Genomic DNA, 23,733 nt, shown 5'->3' on the forward strand with positions numbered 1-23,733 from the left:
TTACGCTCGATGGCTTTGACCTTCGCCGAGGCCATGGCGGCGTAATTCCTTGACCTCGACCCACTGTGATCCTTCGTTCGCTACAGAGCCTCTTTGGCGAAGCGCGGACGCCGTCGCATCCTGAGCGTGCTCAAAATGACAGAGTTGATAGCGGAGCCGATACCAAACCTTCCGCTATCGCCTTTCTGAGCCACGATTTGGTGCCCGACATGGAGAACTTTGATTTCCTTGCGTCTGGAAGCCACGAAAACATTGATGGCTTCTTCCGGCCTCGTTTCGATCGGTTGTTGCCGTTCCCAAGCGTAATCGTCCCAGATAATGGTCCCGCCATTCTTGAGCAGAGGCCACGCCAGAAGGGAATCGACGTGAACCGCGTCCCGGTCGTGGGCACCATCGATATAGATCAGGTCGTAAGATCTTTTTTGGTCCTGCAGGTCGATCAATGCCTTGCTGGAAATCGACTTCAGCTTTGTGACGCGCCCGGCATACGAGGCCGTGTTGGCATCGAAGCGCCGTTCTACTTGGGCAAATCCGCCGGCCAAAGTTATGTATTCGTTCTGACCTCCAGCGAACGGATCGATGCACGTAATCCGCGACAGATGGCAGTACTCAAGAAAAAAGATCGCTGAACGTCCTTCCCAAGATCCGATTTCCAAGATGTTGAGAGGTCGATCCCGCATACTTGCAAGTAAAGAACTCCAGACATGGAAATTATTAGACGCCCAATCGGAGGAAAACTCTTTCCCGTCGTACCACTTAGCAAAATCGACCACTGCTCACTCCTCTATTCCAGGATTGTCTTGCGCCACTCTCCGCTTCAATGCAACCCGCAAGTGGGACCTATAATTGATCGTCATGTTATCGGGCTGCACGAACGTACCGCTTCCCAGCTTTATCAGCAGATCGGCGCGCTAAACCCGATGCAAGGCGATCTCACACCAAGAACAAAAAGGGCAAAAAGCGCCGCCAGGAAGTGCTGCCAGAGTGCTACGACGGCGTTTTTCGCTCTACGCCTCGGGAACCCGCAAACCCTTGGGAAATAATTGGTGCCGCTTAGGTGACTCGAACACCTGACCCCATCATTACGAATGATGTGCTCTACCAACTGAGCTAAAGCGGCCCGGGAGGCCAAGGCCTCCAAGATGGGCTGGGTGATAGACTCAACCGGCGGCGAATTCAAGATGCGACTTGCCAAATCATGCACGAGCGCTCGCCGCGGTCGAAACAAGGGCTTCACGCCACCCGGCATGCGGGAATCGCCAGCATGGTCCGATTTTATTTACCGGAATACCGCCAAGATGGACTTTGGACGGCCCGTCGAGGCAGAATGCGGCTGCCCGCCCGTTGATTGATTGGTCGCCTACCGCTAACCATCAGGGAAGATTGGGGCAATTTGCAGAGGGATCTCGCTTGGACGCGATCGAAAAAGCGATCCGGAACGCCTTGGAAAAGGGCAATGCCGAGGACCGCGCGTTCCGCGAAAGGGTCTATCGGTCGGCCTTTGCCGCGCTCGACCGCGCGCTCCAGGCCAATCCCGGCGTGACCGTGGAGGTCGCCATCAAGCGCCGCAAGGCGATCCAGGCGACGATCACCGAAATCGAATCCGAATTCCTGCCGGCGGTGCCGGATGTGGGCCTGGAGGTCGACGCACCGGCGGTCGAGTCCGCAGTCGCTGCGGCACCCGCGATCGAGATCGGCGACAAGACGCCATCGCCCGCCGTCACTGTCGACGGGCCCGCAGAGCCCGCGTCCGATGCGCCGCGCTCGCACGTGCTGCCGGTCGTTCCCGACATCATGCCGGACGCGACGCTTCCAGGTGCGCCGGCGATCGACATGTCCACCCCTGCCGCTTCGGGGGCAGCGACGGAAGTGGCGCCCGATCGCGATGAGCGGCGCATTCGTGGACGTCGCTTGCCGCTGACCGCCATTTTCTTCACCGTGACCCTGCTTGCGGCGATCGGCATCGGCGTGTTCTTCGCCATCCAGACCGGTGTGTTCAAGACGGCGGCACAGCTCAACACAGCGCCGCCGGAGGCGCCACCAACCGTCGAGGATGACGATTTCACCCCGGCTGACGGCGCCAACGCGCCGGCAAAGCCTGGTGCCGCGGACCAGTCGCGCAACTGGATCAATGTGTTCTCGCCGGCAGACCCGACGCATGTCGCCGCTCCGTCGGACGCCAAGGCCTCGGTGATGAAGGACGACACCGGTCCGTTCCTGCGCATCCAGTCCGGTCCCTCCGGTTCGGCAATCGCTTTCGATGTCGGGCAGGGCGTGCTGGAGAAGCTCGCCGGCAAGCACGCCGTGTTCGACATCATAGCGCGGGCCGAGGACGGCAAGGACACGCAGATCTCCGTCGATTGCAATTTCGGCGAGCTTGGCGATTGCGGCCGCAAGCGCTACGCGGTCGGCCAGCAGCGCAACGAATATCTGTTCGATGTGCAGTTCCCCGCCAAGCATCCGGGCTCGGCCGGAACCATCGCCGTCAATTCCGATTTCGACAAGCAGGGCAAGGCGGTCGACATCTACGAGATCCGCGTCTCGATCGAGCCGTAGGACTTTAGCGGTCGAGCAGCGCCTGCAGCGTCTCGATGCGGTCGGCTTCGTTGGCCGGCTTGTCCCACCGCAGCCGTGAGATGCGCGGGAAGCGCATGGCGACGCCGGATTTGTGCCGGGTCGAACGGTTGAGCCCCTCGAAGGCGACTTCCAGCACCAGGCCATTGTCGCGGTCGGCGCGCACTGAACGCACCGGCCCGAAACGCTCCACCGTGTTGTCCCGGACATATTTGTCGATCTGCTTCAGCTCCTCGTCGGTGAAGCCGAAATAGGCCTTGCCGACCGGCACCAGTTCCTCCTCGCCCTCAGCTCCGGACCAGACGCCGAATGTGTAGTCGGAGTAGAAACTCGAGCGTTTGCCATGGCCGCGCTGGGCATACATCAGCACCGCGTCCACCGTATGCGGATCGCGCTTCCACTTGAACCACGGGCCTTTCGGCCGGCCGGCCACATAGGGCGAATCCCAGCGCTTCAGCATCACGCCCTCGATGATCGGGTGCGGCGGCGCGCGGCGCAGGTCTTCCAGCGCCTGCCAGTCGGCGAAGGCGACGAAGGGCGACAGGTCGAAACGGCTGGGATCGAGCGTCTTGACAAAGGCTTCGAGGCGGCCACGCCGTTCCCGGAACGACAATGCGCGAAGGTCTTCGTCACCGAGCTGAAGCAGGTCGTAGCAGCGCATGAAGGCCGGATATTGCTGCTGCATCTTCGGTGTCACCGTCTTGCGGTTCAGCCGCTGCTGCAGGTCCGAGAAGGTTCCCGTCGCCTCTCGCGGGTCGCCGACGAGCAACTCGCCGTCCAGCGTCGCGGAAAAATGCATGGCGTCGGCGAGATCGGGAAAGGCGCCGGAGACATCGTCGCCGGTGCGCGAATAGAGCCGGCGGATGCCACCTTCCGCCACCGCCTGGACACGGATGCCGTCCCATTTCCATTCGGCCGCGTAGTCCGCCGGATCGAGCTTTTCCAGATCGCCGTCGCCGACAGGGTTCGACAGCATCACCGGGCGGAATAGCGCCATCGCCGTGTTACGCGGTTTTTCGGCCTTGCCTTCCAGCCAGGCGAACAGCCCCGTGTAGGGCGGCGATAGCCCGTGCCAGAGCTCCTCGATTTCGGCGACCTCGACCTTGCCGAAACCCGCCAGCGCCTGTTTGGCCAGCCGCGCCGAGACGCCGATGCGTAGGCCGCCGGTGACCAGCTTGATGATGGCAAAGCGCGCCGAGATGCCGGCGCTGTCGAGCAGGCTGGCCAGCACCTTCGGCCCGTCGGAGCGGCTTGCCGCCTGCAGTTTTGCCACGACCTCGCCAAGCGTCGGCTCACGGTTGGGGATCTTGCCTGATGTCTGCGGCCAGACCAGCGACACCGTCTCGGCGAGGTCGCCGACATAGTCGTAGGAATAGCCGAACAGCACCGGATCCATGCGTTCGGTGACCAGCATACGCAGCATCGCCGGCTTGACCGCAGCGATTGTGAGATCGCCGGTGATGGCGGCCAGCGCCAGCCCGCGATCCGGGTCCTCGACGGTTCGGAAATAGTCGACCAGCAGCGTCAGCTTGCCGTTGCGCGACGGCGTCAGCACCAGGCGGTCGAGGAGTTCGGCGAAGCGGTTCATGGCTGGGTGCGCCCCGCCAATAGCGAAAGCCGGCGCGAGGCACCCCTCTCTGGCCTGCCGGCCATCTCCCCCTCAAGGGGGGAGATCGGACGTCGCGCCGGCTTTCGCCAATTGCCGACGTTGCAGAAAGAGCGGAGCCAATGAGGCTGCCAATCTCCCCCCTTGAGGGGGAGATGTCCGGCAGGACAGAGGGGGGCGACATAAAGCGCTGCATCAACGATTGCTCTCATGCTCAATCGCCCTCATCCTCATAGCCCACCAGATGCAGTGGCCTCGCCGCTATGCCTTCCAGTTCGCACCAGCGGACCAGCGCTTCCTCGCGGCCATGCGTCACCCAGATCTCCTCGGCGCCGGTCTCCTTGATGGTGGCGGTGAGTTCGTCCCAGTCGGCATGGTCCGAGATGATCAGCGGCAGCTCGACGCCGCCTTGCTTGGCGCGCTGGCGGATGCGCATCCACCCCGACACGAAGCACGAGATCGGATCGGGAAAGCGCCGCGCCCAGCGATCGGCGAAGGCCGATGGCGGGCCGACCACGATGGCCCCGGTGAAGTCATCTTTGGCGCCCTCGACTGTCGCCGGTTCCAGCGTTCCCAGGTCAATGCCCTGGCTCTGGTAATACTCGCTGAGCCTGGCCAGCGCACCATGGATGTAGAGCGGCCTGTCATAGCCGGCGTCGCGCAACAGCCGCATCACACGCTGCGCTTTGCCCAATGCATAGGCGCCGACCAGATGCGAGCGTTCGGGAAACTGCGCCGCCGACTTCAGCAGGCGGGCGATTTCTTCCGTGTCGGGTGGATGGCGAAACACCGGCAGGCCGAAGGTCGCCTCGGTGATGAAGACGTCGCAGCGGATCGGCTCGAACGTCGCGCAGGTTGCGTCCTTGCGCCTTTTGTAGTCGCCTGAAGCGACGATGCGCATGCCCTGGTGCTCGACCGATATCTGCGCCGAGCCCAGCACATGGCCGGCCGGATGGAAGCTGACGCTGACACTGTTAAGGGCGATCGTCTCGCCGAGCCGTGCCGCTTGGGTCGTTCCGGCAAAGTCCTCGCCGTAGCGCAGGCCCATAATGTCCAGCGTCTGCTGTGTCGCCAGCACCGAGCGGTGGCCGGAACGCGCATGGTCGGAATGGCCGTGCGTGATCAGCGCCCGGTCCACCGGCCGCACCGGGTCGATGAAGAAATCGCCCGGCGGGCAGTAAAGGCCTTCGGGCCGGGGATGAAGCAGGTCGCTGGCTCGCATGGTCCCCAAGATAGGATATAATTCCGTTGCGGGAAGTCTGTTGCCACGGACTGCTGACTCCAGCATACAGCACCATCGGCCTCATGCGCCGATAGGACCCATGACATGAAACCGCTTCAGGCCTCGTCCGGCGACTTGAACGCCGATCGCCGCGCCGATTATGCCGAGATGCTCTTTGCGGATGGCGATCACGCCGCTGCGGCGGAATTGCTGCTCGGGGCACTCGAATTGACGCCGCAATGGGCGATGGGCTGGTTTCGTCTCGGCGAAATGCAGCAGGCGGCGGGTGCATCGGATCTGGCCGCGCAGGCATGGAGGGTGTCGCTGCAACTCGATCCGACGGATCGCCAGGGTGCCGCGCTGTACCTGCAATTGATCGGCAAGGCGCCGGCGTCCGACGCGCTCCCCAGCGCTTTCGTTGAAACACTGTTCGACCACTACGCCGGGAGCTTCGATGAATCACTGGTCGACAAGCTGGGTTACCGGCTGCCTGAGCTGCTGGATCAGGCGATTCGAACGGCAAGGCCGGGTCGCTTCCCGCTGGCGCTCGATCTCGGCTGCGGCACCGGCCTGATGGGGCAGAGGCTGCGGCCGATTGCCGGCCGGCTTGAGGGCTATGACATTTCGACCGGAATGCTGAAACGGGCGCGGGCCAAGGGCGTCTACGATTTCCTCGGCAAGGCCGATCTGCAGGATTTTTCCTATGCCGGCCCGAAGGCCGAGCTGGTGACAGTAGCCGACGTCTTCATCTATGTCGGCGCGCTCGACGGCATGGTGAAGACGATCGCCGGCTTGCTGGCCGAGGATGGCCTGTTGGCCTTTTCCGTAGAGAGGTTGAGCGGCAGTGGCGATTTCGTGTTGCTGTCATCGCGCCGCTACGCGCACTCTGAAACCTATGTGCGTGAAATCCTGGCCGCCAACGGATTTTCGATCCTGTCCCTGGAAACAACCGTGATCCGGCAGGATCGTCGGGAACCGGTCGACGGGCTGGTCGTTGTGGCCGGGAAAGTCCACGCAGCCTGAAGCGTTCACAATCGGGTCAATGCGGCGATCCTTCCCAACCTCAAAGGGGTACTGCCCCACTTGTCTCGGTGAAGCTTCTGCTGCGAAAAAGCCCGAATCGCGTGCGCGGTTAACACGGGGCGCGCGCGCGCGGAATATCAGGAGGGAGCATATTCGATGCGCTGGCACATGATGATCTTGGCATCTTGCCTGGCAACGGCCGGCTGCGTCGGCAATTCGATGTCCGAACGCCAGGACGCCAACATCGAGTCCTCCCTGCAGTATGACACCGTGCCATGCGATCAGTTGCTGGTGCAGCGCAATGACCTGGCGCAGCAGAACAACCTTCCGGTGACCGCAAAGCCGACCTTCTACAATCCCGCGATGGGTTTTGGCCCGTTCACGCCCGACATGCGCTCCAAAGCCCAGCGCGACAGCGACAAGGCGGCAGGCGAGATCGATGCCATGAACCGGTCGATCGAGCGCCGCGACTGCGGCAAGCCGGACAATCAGAAGAAGAAGCTCGCTCTGCCCAGTTGAAGATACGAAACAGCTATTGGCCGGGACTTTGTCGCGGACAGCAGGCCGCGTTCTCCTGAAGGTGCGATCGGATGAAACTCTCGGATCTTGGCGACCGCATCTGCATTCTGGGGCCGTCCAACAGCGGCAAGTCGACCCTGGCCGACGCGATTGCCCGCAAGCGTGGCCTGGAGCCCGTTCACCTCGATCTGCTTCATCATCTGCCCAACACCGACTGGGAGCCGCGTCCAAAAGGCGAATTCATTGCCTTGCACGACGCCGCGATCGCCGGCGAGCGTTGGGTCATGGACGGGAATTACTCGATCTGCATGCCGCAACGCTTTCAGCGGGCGACGGGATTGATCCTGCTGGATATCTCCACGGCGGCAAGTTTGTTGCGCTATTTCAGGCGAAGCTGGTTTGAGACGAACAGGCGCGGTGCCCTGGAGGGCGGGCGCGACAGCGTCAAATGGGACATGATCCACCATATTGCCGTGACCACGCCGAAAAACCGCCAGAGATACCAGGCGATGTTCGAGCAGCTCGACCTGCCAAAGCTGCAGCTATCATCTGTGAGGGCAATGAAGCAATGCTTCCGGCAGTGGGACCTGGCCAGGTAAGAGACCTGGTTAGTATCCCGCCTTGCGGTCCACCAGATTGTCCAACTTTTCGCCGCGCTCAAAAGCGTCCATCTGGCGCAGCATGATCGGCGCCAGGTGCATGGGATCGGAAGTCGCCGCGGCGTGCGGTGTCACGAACACCTTTGGATGGTTCCACAACGGGCTGGTCTTGGGCAGCGGTTCGACCTCGAACACGTCGAGGCTCGCCTCCTTCAGCGTACCGTCATCCAGCGCCCGCACGATGTCGGCATCCTTCTGCAGGCGGCCGCGTCCGGCGTTGATCAGCACCGAGCCGCCGAGGCCGTTGCGCTTGCGCAATTCCTTCAGCACGCCATAGTTGATGATGCCTTGGGTGTCCGGCGTCAGCGGCAAAAGCACGACAAGGATATCGGTCGCCTTGAGGAAGGGGATCAAACCGACCTCGCCGGAATAGGTCGCGACCCCTTGCATCGGCCGGTCGGTGCGCGACCAGCCATTGACCGCGAAGCCGAGCGACAGCAGCACCGAGGCCGCGGCGCGGCCGAGATTGCCGAGTCCCATAATGCCGACGGAAATGTCGCCGGCCGGTCGCTGCGGCGGCTCGTGCCAGATCTTCTTTTGCTGCTGCTGCCGGTAGAGCGGGCCCTGGCGATGATGATCGAGCACCCGCCAGACGACATATTCGGTCATGTATTGGGTAAGATTGTCGGCGACGACCCTAACGATCGGCACGTCGGGCAGGCCGGGGTCGGCGAAGACGTGGTCGACGCCGGCGCCGATCGAGAAGATGGCGCGCAGGTTGGGCAGCGACGACAACAGGTTCGGCTTCTGCTTCCACACCACCGCATAGGTGATGGACGGATCCTTGGCGCCGTCCGGCTCCAGCACCACCTCGCGCTCGGCCGACAGCAGGTCGCGCCAGCGCTGCGGATGAAAGCCGGTGACGGCAAGCAGGATGCGGCCTTTTTCCATTGCGGTTGGTCTAGTCCCTTTTAATGTCAATCACTGACTGACGATGCCGACCGGCGCCGTCTCTATCTTGAAGGCGGCCGAAATCAGCGCCCGAGTATAGCCGGTTTGCGGATTTTCAAAAATCTGCTGGGAAGGGCCGGCTTCGACGATCTGGCCATTGCGCATGACGATGACATCGTTGGCCAGCGCCCGGATGACCCTGAGGTCATGGCTGATGAAGAGATAGGCGAGGTCGTGCTTGGCCTGCAGACTGCGCAGGAGGTCGACGACCTGTGCCTGCACGCTCATGTCGAGCGCCGATGTCGGCTCGTCCAGCATGACGAAGCGCGGGTTGAGCACCATGGCGCGTGCGATCGCGACGCGCTGGCGCTGGCCGCCGGAAAATTCGTGCGGATAGCGGTTGCGGGTCGCCGGATCGAGGCCGACCTCGTTCAGCACGGCGGCCACCTTGTCGTCGCGTTCGTCGGGCGACAGCTTCGGCTCGTGGATCTTCAGGCCTTCCTCGATGATCTCGGCGATCGACATGCGCGGGCTGAGTGAACCGAACGGATCCTGGAAGACGATCTGTAGTTCGCGCCTGAGCGGCCGCATGGCGTTGAAAGTGAGCTGGTTGATGTCGCGGCCGTTGAACTGGATGGTTCCGGTCGACGAGATCATGCGCGCCAGCGCCAGGCCGAGCGTCGTCTTGCCGGAGCCGGATTCGCCGACTACGCCCAGCGTCTGGCCGGCGCGCACGGTGACATCGATACCGTCTACCGCCTTCACATAGTCGACCGTGCGGCGGAAGAAGCCCTGCTTGATCGGAAACCAGACCTTGATGTCCTTGCCGGTCATGACCGGCTTGGCGGTGGCGTTGGCGGCCGGCGGCTTGCCTTTCGGCTCGGCGGCCAGAAGGTGGCGTGTGTAGGGGTGCTGCGGGTTGGCGAAAATGTCCTCGGTCGGCCCGGTCTCGACGATCTTGCCCTTGGTCATCACGCAGACCCGGTCGGCAATCTTGCGCACGATGCCGAGATCGTGGGTAATGAACAGCATCGACATGCCCTTGCGGCTTTTCAAGCCCGCCAGGAGTTCGAGGATTTGCGCTTGCACGGTGACGTCGAGCGCCGTCGTCGGCTCGTCGGCGATCAGCAGTTCCGGTTCGTTGGCCAGCGCCATGGCGATCATGACGCGCTGGCGCTGGCCGCCGGACAGCTGGTGCGGATAGGCATCAAGCCGCTTCTGCGGATCGCGGATGCCGACCTCGTTCAGCAGTTCCAGCGTGCGCGCCCTGGCCGGGCGATCGGCCATGCCTTGATGCAGCTTCAGGATCTCGACGATCTGCTGCTCGATCGTGTGCAGCGGATTGAGCGAGGTCATCGGCTCCTGGAAGATCATGGTGATCTTGTTGCCGCGCACTTGCCGCAACTGCTTCTCGTTCATGGCCAGCAGGTCGGTGCCCCGGAACAGGATTTTTCCCGAGGGGTGGCTGGCGCTGGGGTAGGGTAGCAGCTTCAGCACCGACAGTGCCGAGACTGACTTGCCGGAACCGGATTCGCCGACCAGGGCCACCGTCGCGCCCTTGGCGATGTCGAAGGAGATGTGGTCGACGGCGACCGACTGGCCGCCGTCCTGGCTGAAGGCGACGCTGAGGTCCTGTACGCTGAGCAGGGGTGCTTCACTCATTTGAACGTCTTGCGCGGGTCGAAGGCGTCGCGCGTTGCCTCGCCGACAAAGACCAGCAGCGACAGCATCAGCGAGATGACGACGAAGCCGGAAATGCCGAGCCACGGCGCATTGAGGTTGCGCTGCGCCTGCTTCAGCAATTCGCCGAGCGAAGCGGACCCCGGCGGCAGGCCGAAGCCGAGATAGTCGAGCGAAGTCAGCGTCGAGATCGAGCCTGAGAGCAGGAAGGGCAGGAAGGTCAATGTCGCCACCATGGCGTTGGGCAACAAATGCCGGAACATGATGGTGTGGTTGGGCACGCCGAGTGCGCGTGCCGCGTTGACATATTCGAAGTTGCGGGCGCGTAGGAACTCCGCCCGCACCACGCCGACCAGCGCCACCCAGGAGAACAAAAGCATCAGCCCGAGCAGGATGAAGAAGCCCGGCGGCAGAATGGCGGCGACGATCAGCAGCAGATAGAGCACCGGGATCGCCGACCAGATTTCGATGAAGCGTTGGAACAGGAGGTCCGTCCAGCCGCCGAAATAGCCCTGCAGGGCGCCGGCGCCGACGCCGATCAGGGCCGAGCCGGCGGTCAGGATCAGGCCGAACAGCACCGAAATGCGGAAGCCGTAGATGACGCGCGCCAAGACGTCGCGCGCCTGGTCGTCGGTGCCGAGCCAGTTCCAGTTGCCGACGATGCAGGCCGGGTCATCGGCCCCTTTCGGATACTGGTTGCAGCGCATCTTGGCGTCATATTCCCATGACGGCTTGGCCGGTGCCGCTTCCGGAATGGCGTTGTTGACGGTCTGGTAGGAATAGCGGATCGGCGGCCAGATCATCCAGCCATTGGCGTTGATCTCGTCCTGGATCACCGGATCGCGATAGTCGGTCACGGCATAGAAGCCGCCGAATTTTTCCTCGGCATAGGCGACCAGCACCGGAAACAGGATCTCGCCCTTGTAGTAAGCGATGATCGGCTTGTCGTTGGCGATGAATTCGGCAAACAGCGACAGCACGAACAGGACGAGGAAGATCCACAACGACCAGAAACCGCGCTGGTTGGCTTTGAAATTCTGCAGGCGGCGCTTGTTGAGCGGCGACAGGAATGGCCGCTTGATTCGCGCGGGCACCGTCTCCGCGGTAGCACTGACCTCCGACATCAGATGTCTCTCCGCTCGAAATCGATGCGCGGATCGACCCAGGTGTACATGAGGTCGGACAGCAATCCGACGAACAACCCAAGCAGCGAGAAGATGTAGAGATTGGCGAACACCACGGGATAGTCACGCTCGACCACCGACCGGAAGCCGAGCAGGCCGAGGCCGTCGAGCGAAAAAATGTTCTCGATCAGCAGCGAGCCGGTGAAGAAGGCCGAGATGAAGGCGCCGGGGAAACCGGCAATGACGATCAGCATGGCATTTCGGAAGACATGGCCGTAAAGCACCTGCCGCTCCGACAGGCCCTTGGCGCGCGCCGTCACCACATACTGCTTGCGGATTTCCTCCAGGAACGAGTTCTTGGTCAGCAGGGTCGTCGTGGCGAAGGCCGACAGCACCAGCGCCGTCAGCGGCAGGGTCATGTGCCAGACATAGTCGGCGATCTTGCCCGGCCAGGACAGCTGGTCCCAATTGTCCGAGACGATGCCGCGCAACGGGAACCAGTCCCAGAACGAGCCGCCAGCAAAAAGCACCATCAGCATGATGCCGAACAGGAAACCCGGAATGGCATAGCCGACGATGACGACGCCGCTGGTCCAGACGTCGAAGGGCGTGCCGTCCTTCACCGCCTTGCGAATGCCGAGCGGGATCGAAATCACGTAGGACAGAAGCGTGATCCACAGGCCGATCGAGATCGAAACCGGCATTTTCTCGAGGATCAGGTCGAGCACCGAGATATCGCGGAAGTAGCTGTTGCCGAAATCGAACCGGGCGTAATTCCACAGCATCATGCCGAAGCGCTCGAGCGGCGGCTTGTCGAAACCGAACTGCTTCTCCAGCTTCTTGATGAATTCCGGATCGAGCCCCTGCGCGCCGCGATATTTCGAGCTGACGTCGCCGGCGGCGTCGAAGTTGGAGCCGCCCGCATCGCCGCCGCCACCGCCGAGGCGGTCGCTGCCGCCCTGATTGGTCAGCTTGGCGATGACCTGCTCGACCGGGCCGCCGGGCGCGAACTGGATGACGGCGAAGGAGATCGCCATGATGCCGAACAGCGTCGGGATCATCAAAAGGACGCGGCGCAGGATGTAGGCGCCCATCAGGCTTCCTGCCCTCTTTGGACTGCTGTCTCAGCCTTTGCCAATTTTTGCCGCCTTGCCCTTATCGACCCACCAAAGCGCCTCGACCGGAAAGCCGAAATCGGGCTTTTGTTCAGGGAAACCGAACATGTCCCAATAGGCGCTTCGGTGATTCGCCAGGAACCAACTAGGAATCCAATCGCATCGCGCGCGCAAGACCCGGTCGAGCGCCCGCATCGCGACGGTCAGGCTTTCACGGTCTTTTGCTACCCCCACCGTGTCGATCAGCGCATCGATCGCGGGGTCTGACGTGCCCGGCAGATTGCGTGAACCGGAGAGGTTGGCCGTCCTGGAATGGAAAAAGCCTTCGAGATCGTCGCGTGTCGGTGTCGCGCTGAACGAAAAAGCAGCTGACAGCAGATCGAAATCGAACGTCGCCTGCCTGGCTTGGTATTGCGCCGAATCCACCAGCCGGATCGTGGCGTCGATGCCGATCGCCTTCATGTTGGCGACCCAGGGCGAATAGACTTGAACGAAGGTGTCGTCGTCGACCATGAATTCGGCCGAAAGCCTGCCGCCCTTGCCGTTGACGACGAAATCGCCCGACCGTTTCCAGCCGGCTGCGGCCAGAAGCTTTGCCGCCTGGCCGAGCAGCTTGCGGTCGCGGCCGGAGCCGTCGGACGCGGGCTGGGTTACCGCCTCGCCGAAGACCGCCGCTGGCACCTGGCTTCGCAGCGGCTCCAGCAGCGCCAGCTCTTGCGGCGATGGCACACCTTCGGCGCGAAAATCCGATTTTTCGAAGCAGGATTGCGAGCGCTCGTAGGAGCCGTAGAAGAAGTTGCGTCGTGTCCACTCGAAATCGAAGCAGAGCGCGATCGCCTGGCGCACGCGCGGATCGCGAAACTGTTCACGCCGCTGGTTGACCGCCGTTCCCTGCATTGTCGGCCGCTTCTCGGCCGGGAATTCGTGCTTGATCACCTTGCCGGCGGTCAGTGCCGGGAAGTCGTACGCCGTCGCCCACACGCGCGAGGTGAACTCCTCGCGGTAGGTGATTTCACCCTTCTTGAAGGCTTCGAAGCCGGCCGTGCGGTTCTGGTAGAACTCGATGCGGATACGCTCGAAATTGTTCTGGCCGCGATTAACCGGAAGGTCGCGGCCCCAATAGTCCGCCACCCGCTCATATTCGATCCACGCGCCGGCCGAGAAGCGCCCGACCTTGTAGGCGCCGGAGCCAAGCGGCGGGTTCAACTGCGAAGAGTCGAACGGATTGGCCGTGTAGAAGGCCTTCGACAGGATCGGGAACTCCACGACGTTGAGCACGGTGCGGGCCGATTGCTTGCCGGAAAAAGTAAGCCGCAGCGTGCGGTGGTCGACGGCAACGGCCTCGACCATGTGCGTCAGGGAAAGCGACAGGTCGGGGTGGCCCTTGTCTTTGTAGAGCTTGAAGGTGAAGGCGGCGTCCTGCGCCGTCAGTGGTGACCCGTCATGGAAGTGCGCTTCCGGGCGAAGCGAGAAGGTGAAGGAGTTCCGGTCGTCGGACAGCGTTACGCCGTCGGCGATCTGGCCATAGACGGCGTCCGGTTCGTCGAGTGCCCGCACCATCAGCCCATCGAAACACATCTCCATGCGCGGCGGTGCATCGCCCTTGTCGGCGAAGGAGTTCATCGTGTTGAAGGTTTGTGTGTCCTGGTTGTAGCCCCAGTTCGGCGGCGAGAAATTGAAGATCCCGCCAGCTGGCGCGTCGACATTGACATAGTCGAAATGCGTGAAATCCGGTCTGTATTTGAGGTCGCCGAAGGCCGAGAGCCCATGCAGCTTGGTGCCGGTTGCAATGTCGGCGAAGGCTTTGCCCGGCAGCAATGCCGCGGCAGCGGCGCCGCCGCCCAATGCCAGGAAATCGCGGCGGGGCAGCACTGCCATCGATCGCCGCCCCATCAATTGCCACCCTTGTATTTGGCCGCCAGCGCCTTTTCCTTGTCGAGGTCGATCCACCAGGAGTCGGGATCATAGCCGGCATAGGCGGGCTGTTTCTCGGGAATGCCGAACTTGTTCCAGTAAGCCAGCCAGATCGCCGAGCGGTAATATTGCGGCACGACGTAGAAGTTCCACAAAAGCACACGGTCGAGCGCATGCGTGGCCGCGACGAGATCCGCGCGGTCGGTGGCGAAGATGACACGGTCGACCAGCGCGTCGACGGTCGGGTCCTTGATGCCCATGAGATTGCGCGAGCCGGGCGTGTCCGCGGCCTTCGAGCCCCAGAAGTCACGCTGCTCGTTGCCGGCCGAGTCCGATTGGCCGAACAGGCCCGTGACGACGTCGAAATCGAAATGGGTGACACGGTTGATGTACTGCGTCTGGTCGATGATGCGCAGGGAAGCGTTAACCCCGATCTTGCGCAGATTGGCGATGTAGGGACTGGCGATCACCTGGTCGGTGTCGTTCCAGCCGAGAATCTCGAACTTGAACGGTTCGCCGGTCTTGGCATTGACCATCTTGCCGCCTTTGATCACCCAGCCGGCCTTGGCGAAGAGATCGACCGCCTGTTTCAGGTACTTCCGTTCAGCTTGCGGCGAATCGTAGACCGGCAGCTTGAACTCTTGCGTGAAGAGCTCTGGCGGCAGCTTGTCGCGATATTTTTCCAGGATTTCCAGTTCCTTGCCTTGCGGCAGTCCGCTCGACGCCAGGTCTGTGCCCTGGAAATAGCTCGACGTGCGGGTGTTAAAGCCGAAAAACAAGGTGCGGTTCATCGACTCGAAATCGAACGGAATGGTCAGCGCCTCACGCACCAGCCGGTCCTGGAACAGTGGCCGCCGCTGGTTGAGGACGAAACCCTGCATCGGCTGCGGCGAGTGGCTCTCGAAACTCTTCTTGATGACGTCGCCAGCCTTGATGGCCGGGAAAGTATAGGCCGTCGCCCATTTGCGCGAGCTGTATTCGCGGTTGAGATCTTCCAGTCCGCCCTTGGTGAAAGCCAGCCATGCGGCATTGTCGTCTAGGATATAGGTAAAACGCTGCGTGTCGAAATTCTCCCGGCCGATCTTCACCGGCAGCTTGGCCGCCCAATAGTCCGGCACGCGCTGCCAGACGATTTCCGAGCCCGGCTTGAAGCTGGCGATCTTGTAGGCGGCTGAACCCAGCGGAATTTCCAGCGTCGGCTTGTTGACGTCGCGCTTCTTGCCGCTGGCGTCGGTGCCTTCCCACCAGTGTTTTGGCAGCACGGCAAGATCGCCGATGATCTTCGGCAACTCGCGGTTGCCTTTCTGGCTGAAATGGAACTCGACCTCGCGGTCGGAGATGGCAACCGCGTCGGTGACGTTCTCGAAATAGCGGCTGTATTGCGGGCTGTTGGCTTTCAGCACCTGGAACGACCAGATCACGTCGTCGACGGTGATCGGCTGGCCGTCATGCCACTTCGCGCGCGGATCGAGCCTGTAGGTCGCCGAGGAATAGTCAGCAGGATATTTGTAGGCATCGGCAATGAGCGGGTGGCTGGTGCTGCCCTCATCCGTCGCCTGCTCCATCAGCGTGTCGTAGAGCAGGCCGCCGCCGAAGCCGACGAGGCCCGCCGCCGGCGATCCCTGCACGATATAGGGGTTGAAGCTGTCATAGGTGCCGAGCACCACTGAATTCAGCGTACCGCCCTTGGGCGCGTTCGGGTTGACGTAGTCATAGTGCTGGAAATTGTCACCGTATTTGGAGTCGCCGATCAGCGATGAGGTGGTCCGCCACTCGTCGGCCCGGGTCGCCTGCAATCCCGCCGCCAGCAGGCCCGCCGCCAGCAGCGACTTGAGAAGCGTTCGGCCAACCGTCATGCACTATCCTCTTCGCGATGCGTGCCAGATCATCCAGAAGGGCAATCTAGATGATTTGGCGCGCGTGAAAACCGCCATGCGCGGCTTTGTCGCCGCATATGCGTTTTTCCTAACAAAAAAGCCGGGCTGAACCCGGCTTTTTCAAGATCGTCGCGATGCCAATTCGTTTATTTGGCCGGAGCCGCGGGAGCTGGTGCTGCCGGAGCCGCAGGCTTGGCGGGCGCCGCACCGTCAGCCGGCTTGGCCGGAGCGGCTGCATCGGCCGGCTTGGCCGGCGCCGTTGCGTCGGCCGCGGCACCCGGTGCCGGCAGCGGCTTGGGATTGTCCGACAGCGTGCGCAGATAGGCGATGACGTTGGCGCGGTCCTCGTCCTTGGGCAGGCCGGCGAAGCCCATGGCCGTGCCCTTCACGAACTTCTTCGGCGAGGTGATGAAGTGGTTGATGTTGTCGTAGGTCCACTTCTCGGTGCCGCCCTTGGAAAATTCCTTCATGCCGGCCGAATAGGCAAAGCCTTCATGCTCGGCGACCGGGCGGTCGACGAGGTCCCACAGATCGGGGCCGACCTTGTTGGGGCCGCCCTTTTCGCCGGAATGACAGGCCTGGCACTTCTTGAACACGGCAGCACCGGCCTCGATATTGGCGGTCTGCAGCAGATCGGCGATCGGCTTGGCTTCGGCGGCGGGTGCCGCCGGGCCGCCTTCGGCGGGCTCCGTGGCTTCGATGATGAAGCCGGGCTTTTCCGGGGCCGGCGAGGCAAACAGCGCGTCCGACACCAGGCCGACCGAGAAAACGACGAATACGGTTCCGAGCAATCCGGCGAGCAGTTTGTTGACTTCGTTGGAATCCATACGCCCCTTGCTCCCTTTTCCGGCGGACCGAACCGTCCACTCCGTCCGTCGGTATCGAGACCTGCCCTCCAGAGCCGGTCAAATCGGGCGGAAACTAGGTCTTTTGCTCGGGCGTTGCAACACCTATAAGGGCGCTGCCAGTGAGACCTTTTGCCACTTTTCCCCTCCTCTTTTCGAACGCCTTGCCATAGCGATGTCCACCTTGATCCTGATCCCGGCCCGCATGGCCTCCACCCGCCTGCCGGGCAAGCCGCTGGCCGACATTGCCGGCGCCCCGATGATTGTCCATGTCGCCCGCCGCGCGGCCGAAGCCGGCCTCGGCCGGGTGGTGGTGGCGACCGACACGCAAAGCGTCGCCGAAGCGGTGCGCACGCATGGTTTCGAGGCGGTGATGACGCGCATCGACCATGAATCCGGCTCTGACCGCATCTACGAGGCGCTGGTCGCGCTTGATCCCGGGCGCAAGGTGGAAACCATCGTCAATGTCCAGGGCGACCTGCCGACCATCGATCCCGGTATCATCGCCGCTTCGCTAAGGCCGTTCGAGAATGCGGCGGTGGATATCGCCACGCTCGGTGTCGAGATCGTCCGCGACGAGGAAAAGACCAATTCCAACGTCGTCAAGATCGTCGGGTCGCCGCTGTCGGCCACCAGGCTGAGGGCGCTCTATTTCACCCGCGCCACAGCACCTTGGGGCGAGGGGCCGCTCTATCACCATGTCGGCCTCTACGCCTATCGCCGCGCGGCACTCGAGCGCTTCGTCGCGCTGAAGCCGTCGCCGCTCGAGCGCCGCGAGCGGCTGGAGCAGTTGCGGGCGCTCGAAGCCGGTATGCGCATCGACGCCGAGATCGTCCAGTCGCTGCCGCTCGGCGTCGACACGCCGGAAGACCTTGAGCGCGCCCGAACGATCCTTTCAAACTGAGAAATTCGAACCTAGACACTGTGAATCGAGACTTGGCTATGCCTGAAAAGACCAACAGAATATCCTTCCAGGGCGAGCCGGGTGCCAATTCCGACACCGCCTGCCGCAACGTCTATCCCTCGATGGAGCCGTTGCCGTGCCCGACCTTCGAGGACGCGTTCAACGCGGTCGAGACCGGCAAGGCCGATCTCGCCATGATCCCGATCGAGAACACCATCGCCGGACGCGTCGCCGACATCCACCATCTTCTGCCGGAATCGCGGATGCACATCGTCGGCGAATATTTCTTGCCGATCCATTTCCAGCTGATGGTGCTGCCCGGCGTCAGGCGCGACGAGATCAAGACCGTGCATAGCCACATCCACGCGCTTGGCCAGTGCCGCAAATACATCCGCAAGAACGGCTGGAAGGCGGTCGTCGCCGGCGACACGGCGGGTGCGGCCAAGATGGTCTCCAAGGTCAAGGACCGCACTATGGCGGCGCTGTCGCCGACGCTGGCCGCGACGCTCTACGGGCTCGACATCATCGAGGAGAATGTCGAGGACACCGATTCCAACGTCACCCGTTTCGTCGTCCTGACCAAGAGCAAGCAGTGGGCTGAGCGCCCTTCACCGGACGTCAAGATGATGACCACCTTCATCTTCCGCGTCCGCAACGTGCCGGCCGCGCTCTACAAGGCTATGGGCGGCTTCGCCACAAACGGCATCAACATGACCAAGCTGGAGAGCTACCAGCTCGGCGCCTTCACGGCGACGCTGTTCTACGCCGACATCGAGGGCCATCCCGACGATCCGCTGGTCAAGCTGGCGCTGGACGAGCTTCGCTTCTTCTCCCGCGAGGTGCGGATCCTGGGCGTCTACCCGGCCAGCGAGTCGCGCGAGCAGTGGAAGGTGGCGGACTGATCGCTGTTGAGCATGATCTCGGACAAACGGAAACCGTTTGTCCGAGAAAACCGGTTCCCACTTTCCGGGATCATGCTCAAATCACCGCGCCCAGCGGCACATAGTCAATCTCGAGAAATTTCTCGACCTCCGGCACCCAGCGGTCGCGCACGAAGGCGACATGGTCGGGATGGTCGTTGTACCTGGTGTAGGCGGCCTGGTCGGCGAACTCCATCGAAAAGCCGAACCGATAGTCGTTCTTGGGGCTGATCTGCCGCAACTGTTCGAAATGCGTGACGCCCCGGATCGCGGTGAGGATTTTCTTGGCATCGACGAGGAACCGCTTTTCCTCGAGCGAGTGCGGTGCATGCTTCAGCGTGAAGACGACGGTGTGCCGGATCATTTGTCTCTCCTGCAGTGACTTCCAGTATTGGCTATTCGCTGTCGACCCAGGCGCGGATCAGGTGATGCGCGATCGCCCCTTTCGGCGGTGTGACCAGATTGTCGGCATGCTCCCGGGCCAGCATCAGGCGCACCTCGTCGCGGCCGAACCAGCGGCAGTCCTCCAACTCGTTGAGGTCAGGCTGGATGTCTTCGTTGAGCGGCTCGCCGAAGCAGCCGATCATCAGCGAATAGGGGAACGGCCATGGCTGACTGGCGTGGTAGACGACGCGGCCGAGCCGGATGCCGGCCTCCTCCAGCGTTTCGCGGCGCACCGCCGCCTCGATCGTCTCGCCCGGTTCGATGAAGCCGGCAAGCGCGGAATACATGCCCGGCGCGAAATGCCGGCCGCGCCCGAGCAGGCATTTTTCCCGCGTCGCCGTCAGCATGATCGCCACCGGGTCGGTGCGCGGGAAATGTTCGGTGCCGCAATTCGGGCAATGCCGCTTGTAGCCGCCGGCCCGCATCTGCGATTCGGTGCCGCATTTGCTGCAGAAGCGATGGCTGGCATGCCAGGCGAGCAGGGCAGCCCCTTGCGCCATCGCGCCGGCGGCCGCATCGTCGATGAGCCCTTGCATATAGACCGATCGGTAGTCGATCGCCTTGACGGTCTCGGGCAGCTGTTCGGCGTCGATTGCGACTGGCATCGCCAGCACCGGCCCCTGTTCGGAAAAGCCGAGCAGCACAGCCCCGGCAAAGGAAGGCTTGAAGGGCTCGCTGTCGGCGGCGCCGAACCATGGGTCCAGGCGGTCGCCCTGGCCGAGCTTCAAGTGGAGCCGGCCGCCATTCATCAAAAGCAGCCGCGTCGTTGGATCCGCCAGCGCCTTGTCGACCGAATCGTCGGCGCGATTCTCGGATTGCCGGTCGATCGTGTTGCCGGCAAAGCCGACGAACTGGCTCGGCTCGCGCAAAGGCGCGTCAAACAGGCGGAAGCTCATACGGACTCTGGATGCTTTGGGATGAACACTGGGGAAGGCTTATAGCGCCGCCCTTATCGTTTCGGCAAACCGGCGCAGGTCGGAACCTTGATAGGGCTCGCGCAGGCCGTGCCCCCACACCGGGCCGGGCCAACCGGGATCGCCTTCGGACCGTGCGACGATATGGATATGCAATTGACGCACGATATTGCCGAGCGCGCCGGTGTTGATCTTGGTGCAGCCGGTCACTTTCTTCAGCGCCTGCGCCACCATATTGGTCTCGAAGGTCAGCATCGCCTGGTCGAGCGGCGTCATGTCGTGGATTTCTTCCGCTCCTGGCCGCTGCGGCACCAGAAGCAGCCAAGGCCAGCGGCGATCGTTCATCACCCGCAATTCGCACAGCCCAAGCCACATCAACTGCTCGCTGTCCGCCTCCAGCCGGGCATCCAGCGTGAATCCGGCCTTCAGGCCCGGCAGCATCGGCGTTTCCCTTGCTTTTCTTGGTTTACTCAAACCATGAACGCTAGAGCGGCTACATCGGGGCTGCAAGCGAATCTCTTGTGTGATCGCGCCGATTTGCCTGCGCACTTGCATTTCGTCGCGCAATTGCCGATATGGACAGCGGGAGGTTGGTGGTGGACGATCCACTCGCCAACCGGGTCAGGTCCGGAAGGAAGCAGCCCTAACGAGCCCGGAACGGGTCATTGTTCCAGCCTCCCACCTCTTCGGCCCTCCTCGCCACATTGACGACGCATTGCAGCGCGGGCGAGATTATGCGCAGGAATCGGCGCCTTTGGGCGCGGCCTTTTGGAGCTTAACGGGCGAATGAGCGAAGCCGGAAATTCGGGGCCAAAAAGCCTGGAGCCAAAAAGCCCGGATAATGAAAAGGCTGCTGCCTACCGCGTTCTGGCGCGCAAATACCGCCCGTCGAATTTTTCCGAGCTGGTCGGCCAGGAGCCGATGGTGCGCACCCTCACCAACGCCTTTGCCACCGGCCGCATTGCCCAGGCCTGGATGCTGACCGGCGTGCGCGGTGTCGGCAAGACCACCACCGCGCGCATCCTGGCGCGGGCGCTGAACTACAAGACATCATCCGTGGACCAGCCCTCGGTCGACCTTGCCGTGCTCGGCGAGCATTGCCAGGCGATCATGGAAGGCCGCCATGTCGACGTCATCGAGATGGACGCCGCCTCGCATACCGGCATCGACGACATCAGGGACATCATCGAGCGCGTGCGCTACGCGCCGGTCTCGGCCCGCTACAAGGTCTACATCATCGACGAAGTGCACATGCTGTCGACGCAGGCCTTCAACGGCCTGCTGAAAACGCTGGAAGAGCCGCCGCCGCACGTCAAATTCATTTTCGCCACCACCGAAATCCGCAAGGTTCCGATCACTGTCTTGTCGCGCTGCCAGCGCTTTGACCTCAGGCGCATCGATGCCGGTGCGCTGGTCGCGCATCTCTCCTCGATCGCCGCCAAGGAAGGCATTTCGGTCGACGACGACGCGCTGGCGATGATCGCGCGCGCGGCGGAAGGCTCCGCCCGCGATTCGCTTTCCATCCTGGATCAGGCGATCGCGCACGGCGCCGGTTCCGTCAGCGCCGAGGCGGTGCGGGCCATGCTAGGCCTGGCCGACCGCGCCCGCATCGTCGACCTGTTCGAACATGTGATGAAGGGCGATGTGGCGGCAGCGCTTGCCGAATTCCGCACCCAGTATGACACCGGCGCCGATCCGGCCGCCGTTCTGACCGATCTCGCCGAGTTCAACCACCTCGTCACCCGGCTGCGTTTCGTGCCGACCGCCATGGACGATGCTTCGCTGTCGCAGGACGAGCGTGAGCGCGGAGCCGATTTCGCCAGGGCGCTGTCGGTCAGGGTGCTGTCGCGCACCTGGCAGATGCTGCTCAAGGGCATTCCCGAGGTGCAGTCCTCCAACCGGCCGGTCAGTGCCGCCGAAATGGTGCTGATCCGGCTGGCGCACGCCGCCGACCTGCCGACATTGGACGAGGCGCTGCGGTCATTGGACGGGGCGGCACCGGCTCAGAATGGCGCATCGCGCCCGAACGGCGCGCCTGCGGGCTCCGGCAACGGCAATGGCGGTGGTGCGAGCGCGGTGGCGCAGACGCGCATGCCGTCCGGGTCCGGTGGCGCGCAGACCATGCGGCTGGTCGAGGCCACGCCCGCGCCGGCCGCCTTCGTCGCGCCGCCCGCGCCAGTGTCCGAGCCGCAACACGTGCCGGTCAGGTCGCTGGCAGACATCGTTGCCCTTGCCGACGCGCAGCGCGACATCGCCTTCAAGGTGCTGGTCAAGCGCTGCATCCGTCCCGTGCGCTTCGAGCCCGGCCGCATCGATGTCAGCCTGACCGACGATGCGCCGAAGTTGCTGCTCAACGATTTGACGACGAAACTGCGTGCCTGGACCGGCCGCAGCTGGCTGGTGTCGCTGTCGAAGGAAGAGGGCGGCCAGACGCTGGCCGAAATGGAATCGACCAAGCGCGAAAACGCCTTCCTCGATGCCAAGAGCGATCCGACGGTTGCCGCCATCCTGGCGCGCTTTCCCGGTGCCAAGATCATCGACGTGCGCATTCCCGACGCGCCGGAGGCAGACACGACCGAGGCCGAAGTGCCGGTCGAGCCGCCGGCGGATGACGACGAGACCTGATAAACCAAGACAAGGATCGGACCATGAAAGATCTTCTCGGCCTGATGGGCAAGGCGAAGGAAATGCAGGCCAAGTTCCAGGCCATGCAGGATGAGATCGCCACGGTCGAATCCGTAGGCCATGCCGGCGGTGGCCTGGTCAGGGTCACCTTGAGCGGCAAGTTCGAGATGAAGGTGCTGAAGATCGATCCGTCTCTGTTCAAGGAGGACGATGTCGAGATCCTCGAGGACCTGATTCTTGCCGCCCACAATGACGCCAAGGCCAAGGTCGAGCAGATCATGCAGGAAAAGACCAAGGCGCTGACCGCCGGCCTGCCGATCCCGCCGGGAATGAAACTGCCCTTCTGATGCATGTCGCCCAGAACCGGTGCAGCGGTTTTGGGGCAACGACATGCATGAAAGTTGAACCCAGCGACGATGCGCCCATGACCGAAGAGCCGTCCGAAAGACTGATCGAGCAGCGTATCCGCAACAGGATCTACGAGATTCTGGAAATCCTCGCCGATAGCGATGCCGGCGTCGATATTGTCGGCATCAAGAGCTATTTCTACCTGTTCGAGGATTACGTGCACCGCCCGTCGATCGAGGCCAGCACATCGGCGCTTTCGAAGGAGGAGCGCGCGGTCGTGCTGGAAATCGCCGAATTCCTCGAGGCGGCCTCCGAAACAAATCCTGATTTCACCAGGGCCGAATTCATCGACAGCGACTGGCCGGGAAGGATCGCGCCGGCAGCCAGGAACGCGCGGGCACTGTTCCTTAGGCGCGGCCTGTTTTCAGAGAAGGTCGAGGAACTTGAGCCTGGTCAGCCGGCCACGATCGCGGCCGGGCGGTAGCGATTCCCCGGAAAACCTGACGCGGTTTTCGGCCAGCAATTGCGG

At 62.8% G+C, this 23,733-nt stretch carries 23 protein-coding genes, 1 tRNA gene and 1 other RNA gene; 11 read left to right on the forward strand and 14 right to left on the reverse strand.

Annotation, left to right across the window (positions count from 1 at the left end; all coding sequences use genetic code 11):
* Positions 1-80: 80 nt before the first annotated feature.
* Together AC04SF_RS17160 and AC04SF_RS17165 are read right to left on the reverse strand one after the other, a co-directional pair.
* Positions 81-773, reverse strand: coding sequence for a class I SAM-dependent methyltransferase (locus tag AC04SF_RS17160; protein WP_488478805.1), 693 nt, complete (start codon positions 771-773; stop codon positions 81-83).
* 271 nt (positions 774-1,044) lie between these two features.
* Positions 1,045-1,120 (reverse strand) — tRNA-Thr (locus tag AC04SF_RS17165).
* A gap of 290 nt (positions 1,121-1,410) precedes the next feature.
* On the opposite strand from AC04SF_RS17165, the gene AC04SF_RS17170 reads away from it, so the two are divergent.
* Positions 1,411-2,556, forward strand: a complete 1,146-nt coding sequence (locus tag AC04SF_RS17170) for a hypothetical protein (RefSeq protein WP_488478806.1) — start codon at positions 1,411-1,413, stop codon at positions 2,554-2,556.
* 4 nt (positions 2,557-2,560) lie between these two features.
* On the opposite strand, the gene AC04SF_RS17175 is transcribed toward AC04SF_RS17170, so the two are convergent.
* Both AC04SF_RS17175 and AC04SF_RS17180 read right to left on the reverse strand, forming a co-directional pair.
* On the reverse strand, positions 2,561-4,162 hold the full coding sequence (locus AC04SF_RS17175; protein ID WP_488478807.1) for a cisplatin damage response ATP-dependent DNA ligase: 1,602 nt from the start codon (positions 4,160-4,162) through the stop codon (positions 2,561-2,563).
* 232 nt (positions 4,163-4,394) lie between these two features.
* Positions 4,395-5,402: a ligase-associated DNA damage response exonuclease gene (locus AC04SF_RS17180; RefSeq protein ID WP_488478808.1), complete on the reverse strand. Its 1,008-nt coding sequence runs from the start codon at positions 5,400-5,402 to the stop codon at positions 4,395-4,397.
* Between the two features lie 105 nt (positions 5,403-5,507).
* Between AC04SF_RS17180 and AC04SF_RS17185 the strand changes: the two genes are divergently transcribed.
* From AC04SF_RS17185 to AC04SF_RS17195, 3 genes are all read left to right on the forward strand, one after another.
* Entirely contained in the window at positions 5,508-6,425 is a 918-nt protein-coding gene (locus tag AC04SF_RS17185) for a class I SAM-dependent DNA methyltransferase (RefSeq protein ID WP_488478809.1), read from the forward strand.
* A 156-nt stretch (positions 6,426-6,581) separates the two neighbouring features.
* Positions 6,582-6,944, forward strand: a complete 363-nt coding sequence (locus AC04SF_RS17190) for a hypothetical protein (protein WP_202351726.1) — start codon at positions 6,582-6,584, stop codon at positions 6,942-6,944.
* 71 nt (positions 6,945-7,015) lie between these two features.
* Positions 7,016-7,543, forward strand: coding sequence for a P-loop NTPase family protein (locus AC04SF_RS17195; protein ID WP_488478810.1), 528 nt, complete (start codon positions 7,016-7,018; stop codon positions 7,541-7,543).
* Positions 7,544-7,552: 9 nt separating this feature from the next.
* On the opposite strand, the gene AC04SF_RS17200 is transcribed toward AC04SF_RS17195, so the two are convergent.
* From AC04SF_RS17200 to AC04SF_RS17225, 6 genes are read right to left on the reverse strand one after another with little or no spacing between them, the layout of a single operon-like run.
* Positions 7,553-8,494 (reverse strand): 2-hydroxyacid dehydrogenase, encoded by a 942-nt coding sequence (locus tag AC04SF_RS17200; RefSeq protein WP_488478811.1) that lies wholly within the window; start codon positions 8,492-8,494, stop codon positions 7,553-7,555.
* Between the two features lie 30 nt (positions 8,495-8,524).
* Positions 8,525-10,156 carry an ABC transporter ATP-binding protein gene (locus tag AC04SF_RS17205; protein WP_488478812.1) on the reverse strand — a complete coding sequence of 544 codons (1,632 nt, stop codon included), beginning with the start codon at positions 10,154-10,156 and terminating at the stop codon, positions 8,525-8,527.
* Positions 10,153-11,298 (reverse strand): ABC transporter permease, encoded by a 1,146-nt coding sequence (locus tag AC04SF_RS17210; RefSeq protein ID WP_488478813.1) that lies wholly within the window; start codon positions 11,296-11,298, stop codon positions 10,153-10,155. The genes AC04SF_RS17205 and AC04SF_RS17210 overlap by 4 nt, the downstream gene beginning before the upstream one ends.
* Positions 11,298-12,392, reverse strand: a complete 1,095-nt coding sequence (locus AC04SF_RS17215) for a microcin C ABC transporter permease YejB (protein WP_488478814.1) — start codon at positions 12,390-12,392, stop codon at positions 11,298-11,300. Before AC04SF_RS17215 ends, AC04SF_RS17210 begins: the two co-directional genes overlap by 1 nt.
* 30 nt (positions 12,393-12,422) lie before the next feature.
* Positions 12,423-14,291 (reverse strand): extracellular solute-binding protein, encoded by a 1,869-nt coding sequence (locus AC04SF_RS17220; protein ID WP_488478815.1) that lies wholly within the window; start codon positions 14,289-14,291, stop codon positions 12,423-12,425.
* 14 nt (positions 14,292-14,305) lie between these two features.
* On the reverse strand, positions 14,306-16,183 hold the full coding sequence (locus AC04SF_RS17225; RefSeq protein ID WP_488478816.1) for an extracellular solute-binding protein: 1,878 nt from the start codon (positions 16,181-16,183) through the stop codon (positions 14,306-14,308).
* On the opposite strand from AC04SF_RS17225, the gene AC04SF_RS17230 reads away from it, so the two are divergent.
* Entirely contained in the window at positions 16,182-16,313 is a 132-nt protein-coding gene (locus tag AC04SF_RS17230; protein ID WP_488478817.1) for a hypothetical protein, read from the forward strand. The two genes, AC04SF_RS17225 and AC04SF_RS17230, sit on opposite strands and share 2 nt — an antisense overlap.
* A gap of 37 nt (positions 16,314-16,350) precedes the next feature.
* Here AC04SF_RS17230 and AC04SF_RS17235 read toward each other — a convergent pair whose 3' ends face one another.
* Positions 16,351-17,031 carry a c-type cytochrome gene (locus AC04SF_RS17235; protein WP_488478818.1) on the reverse strand — a complete coding sequence of 227 codons (681 nt, stop codon included), beginning with the start codon at positions 17,029-17,031 and terminating at the stop codon, positions 16,351-16,353.
* A 193-nt stretch (positions 17,032-17,224) separates the two neighbouring features.
* Here AC04SF_RS17235 and AC04SF_RS17240 point away from each other — a divergent pair, with 193 nt between their 5' ends.
* Together AC04SF_RS17240 and AC04SF_RS17245 are read left to right on the forward strand one after the other, a co-directional pair.
* On the forward strand, positions 17,225-17,953 hold the full coding sequence (locus AC04SF_RS17240) for a 3-deoxy-manno-octulosonate cytidylyltransferase (protein WP_488478819.1): 729 nt from the start codon (positions 17,225-17,227) through the stop codon (positions 17,951-17,953).
* Positions 17,954-17,991: 38 nt separating this feature from the next.
* Positions 17,992-18,855 carry a prephenate dehydratase gene (locus tag AC04SF_RS17245; RefSeq protein WP_488478820.1) on the forward strand — a complete coding sequence of 288 codons (864 nt, stop codon included), beginning with the start codon at positions 17,992-17,994 and terminating at the stop codon, positions 18,853-18,855.
* A 76-nt stretch (positions 18,856-18,931) separates the two neighbouring features.
* On the opposite strand, the gene AC04SF_RS17250 is transcribed toward AC04SF_RS17245, so the two are convergent.
* Genes AC04SF_RS17250 through AC04SF_RS17260 form a run of 3 tightly spaced genes read right to left on the reverse strand, consistent with a single transcriptional unit; the run spans position 18,932 to position 20,672 of the window.
* The gene (locus AC04SF_RS17250; protein ID WP_095198416.1) at positions 18,932-19,237 is read right to left on the reverse strand and encodes a Dabb family protein; all 306 of its coding nucleotides are present in this window, start codon (positions 19,235-19,237) and stop codon (positions 18,932-18,934) included.
* Between the two features lie 31 nt (positions 19,238-19,268).
* A complete protein-coding gene (gene nudC / locus AC04SF_RS17255) occupies positions 19,269-20,213 on the reverse strand; it encodes an NAD(+) diphosphatase (RefSeq protein ID WP_488478821.1) in 945 nt (314 codons plus the stop codon).
* Positions 20,214-20,252: 39 nt separating this feature from the next.
* Positions 20,253-20,672, reverse strand: a complete 420-nt coding sequence (locus tag AC04SF_RS17260) for an HIT family protein (RefSeq protein ID WP_096453256.1) — start codon at positions 20,670-20,672, stop codon at positions 20,253-20,255.
* 144 nt (positions 20,673-20,816) lie between these two features.
* On the opposite strand from AC04SF_RS17260, the gene ffs reads away from it, so the two are divergent.
* The 4 genes from ffs (at position 20,817) to AC04SF_RS17280 (ending at position 23,688) form a co-directional block, all read left to right on the forward strand.
* An RNA gene (gene ffs / locus AC04SF_RS17265) (signal recognition particle sRNA small type) lies at positions 20,817-20,913 on the forward strand.
* Positions 20,914-21,017: 104 nt separating this feature from the next.
* Positions 21,018-22,856: a DNA polymerase III subunit gamma/tau gene (locus tag AC04SF_RS17270; RefSeq protein ID WP_488478822.1), complete on the forward strand. Its 1,839-nt coding sequence runs from the start codon at positions 21,018-21,020 to the stop codon at positions 22,854-22,856.
* Positions 22,857-22,879: 23 nt separating this feature from the next.
* Positions 22,880-23,203 (forward strand): YbaB/EbfC family nucleoid-associated protein, encoded by a 324-nt coding sequence (locus tag AC04SF_RS17275; protein WP_488478823.1) that lies wholly within the window; start codon positions 22,880-22,882, stop codon positions 23,201-23,203.
* A 77-nt stretch (positions 23,204-23,280) separates the two neighbouring features.
* Complete coding sequence (locus AC04SF_RS17280; protein WP_488478929.1) at positions 23,281-23,688, forward strand: hypothetical protein; 408 nt, start codon at positions 23,281-23,283, stop codon at positions 23,686-23,688.
* Positions 23,689-23,733 lie beyond the last annotated feature (45 nt).

Source organism: Mesorhizobium sp. CNPSo 4671 (assembly GCF_057784245.1).

What these genes read in the sequence shown, in the direction of transcription:
- AC04SF_RS17175 (WP_488478807.1), bottom strand. Translation starts at nt 4,162, where the DNA reads ATGAACCGCTTCGCCGAACTCCTCGACCGCCTGGTGCTGACGCCGTCG.
- AC04SF_RS17180 (WP_488478808.1), bottom strand. Translation starts at nt 5,402, where the DNA reads ATGCGAGCCAGCGACCTGCTTCATCCCCGGCCCGAAGGCCTTTACTGC.
- AC04SF_RS17185 (WP_488478809.1), top strand. Translation starts at nt 5,508, where the DNA reads ATGAAACCGCTTCAGGCCTCGTCCGGCGACTTGAACGCCGATCGCCGC.
- AC04SF_RS17190 (WP_202351726.1), top strand. Translation starts at nt 6,582, where the DNA reads ATGCGCTGGCACATGATGATCTTGGCATCTTGCCTGGCAACGGCCGGC.
- AC04SF_RS17195 (WP_488478810.1), top strand. Translation starts at nt 7,016, where the DNA reads ATGAAACTCTCGGATCTTGGCGACCGCATCTGCATTCTGGGGCCGTCC.
- AC04SF_RS17200 (WP_488478811.1), bottom strand. Translation starts at nt 8,494, where the DNA reads ATGGAAAAAGGCCGCATCCTGCTTGCCGTCACCGGCTTTCATCCGCAG.
- AC04SF_RS17205 (WP_488478812.1), bottom strand. Translation starts at nt 10,156, where the DNA reads ATGAGTGAAGCACCCCTGCTCAGCGTACAGGACCTCAGCGTCGCCTTC.
- AC04SF_RS17210 (WP_488478813.1), bottom strand. Translation starts at nt 11,298, where the DNA reads ATGTCGGAGGTCAGTGCTACCGCGGAGACGGTGCCCGCGCGAATCAAG.
- AC04SF_RS17215 (WP_488478814.1), bottom strand. Translation starts at nt 12,392, where the DNA reads ATGGGCGCCTACATCCTGCGCCGCGTCCTTTTGATGATCCCGACGCTG.
- AC04SF_RS17220 (WP_488478815.1), bottom strand. Translation starts at nt 14,291, where the DNA reads ATGGCAGTGCTGCCCCGCCGCGATTTCCTGGCATTGGGCGGCGGCGCC.
- AC04SF_RS17230 (WP_488478817.1), top strand. Translation starts at nt 16,182, where the DNA reads ATGCACTATCCTCTTCGCGATGCGTGCCAGATCATCCAGAAGGGCAAT.
- AC04SF_RS17225 (WP_488478816.1), bottom strand. Translation starts at nt 16,183, where the DNA reads ATGACGGTTGGCCGAACGCTTCTCAAGTCGCTGCTGGCGGCGGGCCTG.
- AC04SF_RS17235 (WP_488478818.1), bottom strand. Translation starts at nt 17,031, where the DNA reads ATGGATTCCAACGAAGTCAACAAACTGCTCGCCGGATTGCTCGGAACC.
- AC04SF_RS17240 (WP_488478819.1), top strand. Translation starts at nt 17,225, where the DNA reads ATGTCCACCTTGATCCTGATCCCGGCCCGCATGGCCTCCACCCGCCTG.
- AC04SF_RS17245 (WP_488478820.1), top strand. Translation starts at nt 17,992, where the DNA reads ATGCCTGAAAAGACCAACAGAATATCCTTCCAGGGCGAGCCGGGTGCC.
- AC04SF_RS17250 (WP_095198416.1), bottom strand. Translation starts at nt 19,237, where the DNA reads ATGATCCGGCACACCGTCGTCTTCACGCTGAAGCATGCACCGCACTCG.
- nudC (WP_488478821.1), bottom strand. Translation starts at nt 20,213, where the DNA reads ATGAGCTTCCGCCTGTTTGACGCGCCTTTGCGCGAGCCGAGCCAGTTC.
- AC04SF_RS17260 (WP_096453256.1), bottom strand. Translation starts at nt 20,672, where the DNA reads ATGCTGCCGGGCCTGAAGGCCGGATTCACGCTGGATGCCCGGCTGGAG.
- AC04SF_RS17270 (WP_488478822.1), top strand. Translation starts at nt 21,018, where the DNA reads ATGAGCGAAGCCGGAAATTCGGGGCCAAAAAGCCTGGAGCCAAAAAGC.
- AC04SF_RS17275 (WP_488478823.1), top strand. Translation starts at nt 22,880, where the DNA reads ATGAAAGATCTTCTCGGCCTGATGGGCAAGGCGAAGGAAATGCAGGCC.
- AC04SF_RS17280 (WP_488478929.1), top strand. Translation starts at nt 23,281, where the DNA reads ATGACCGAAGAGCCGTCCGAAAGACTGATCGAGCAGCGTATCCGCAAC.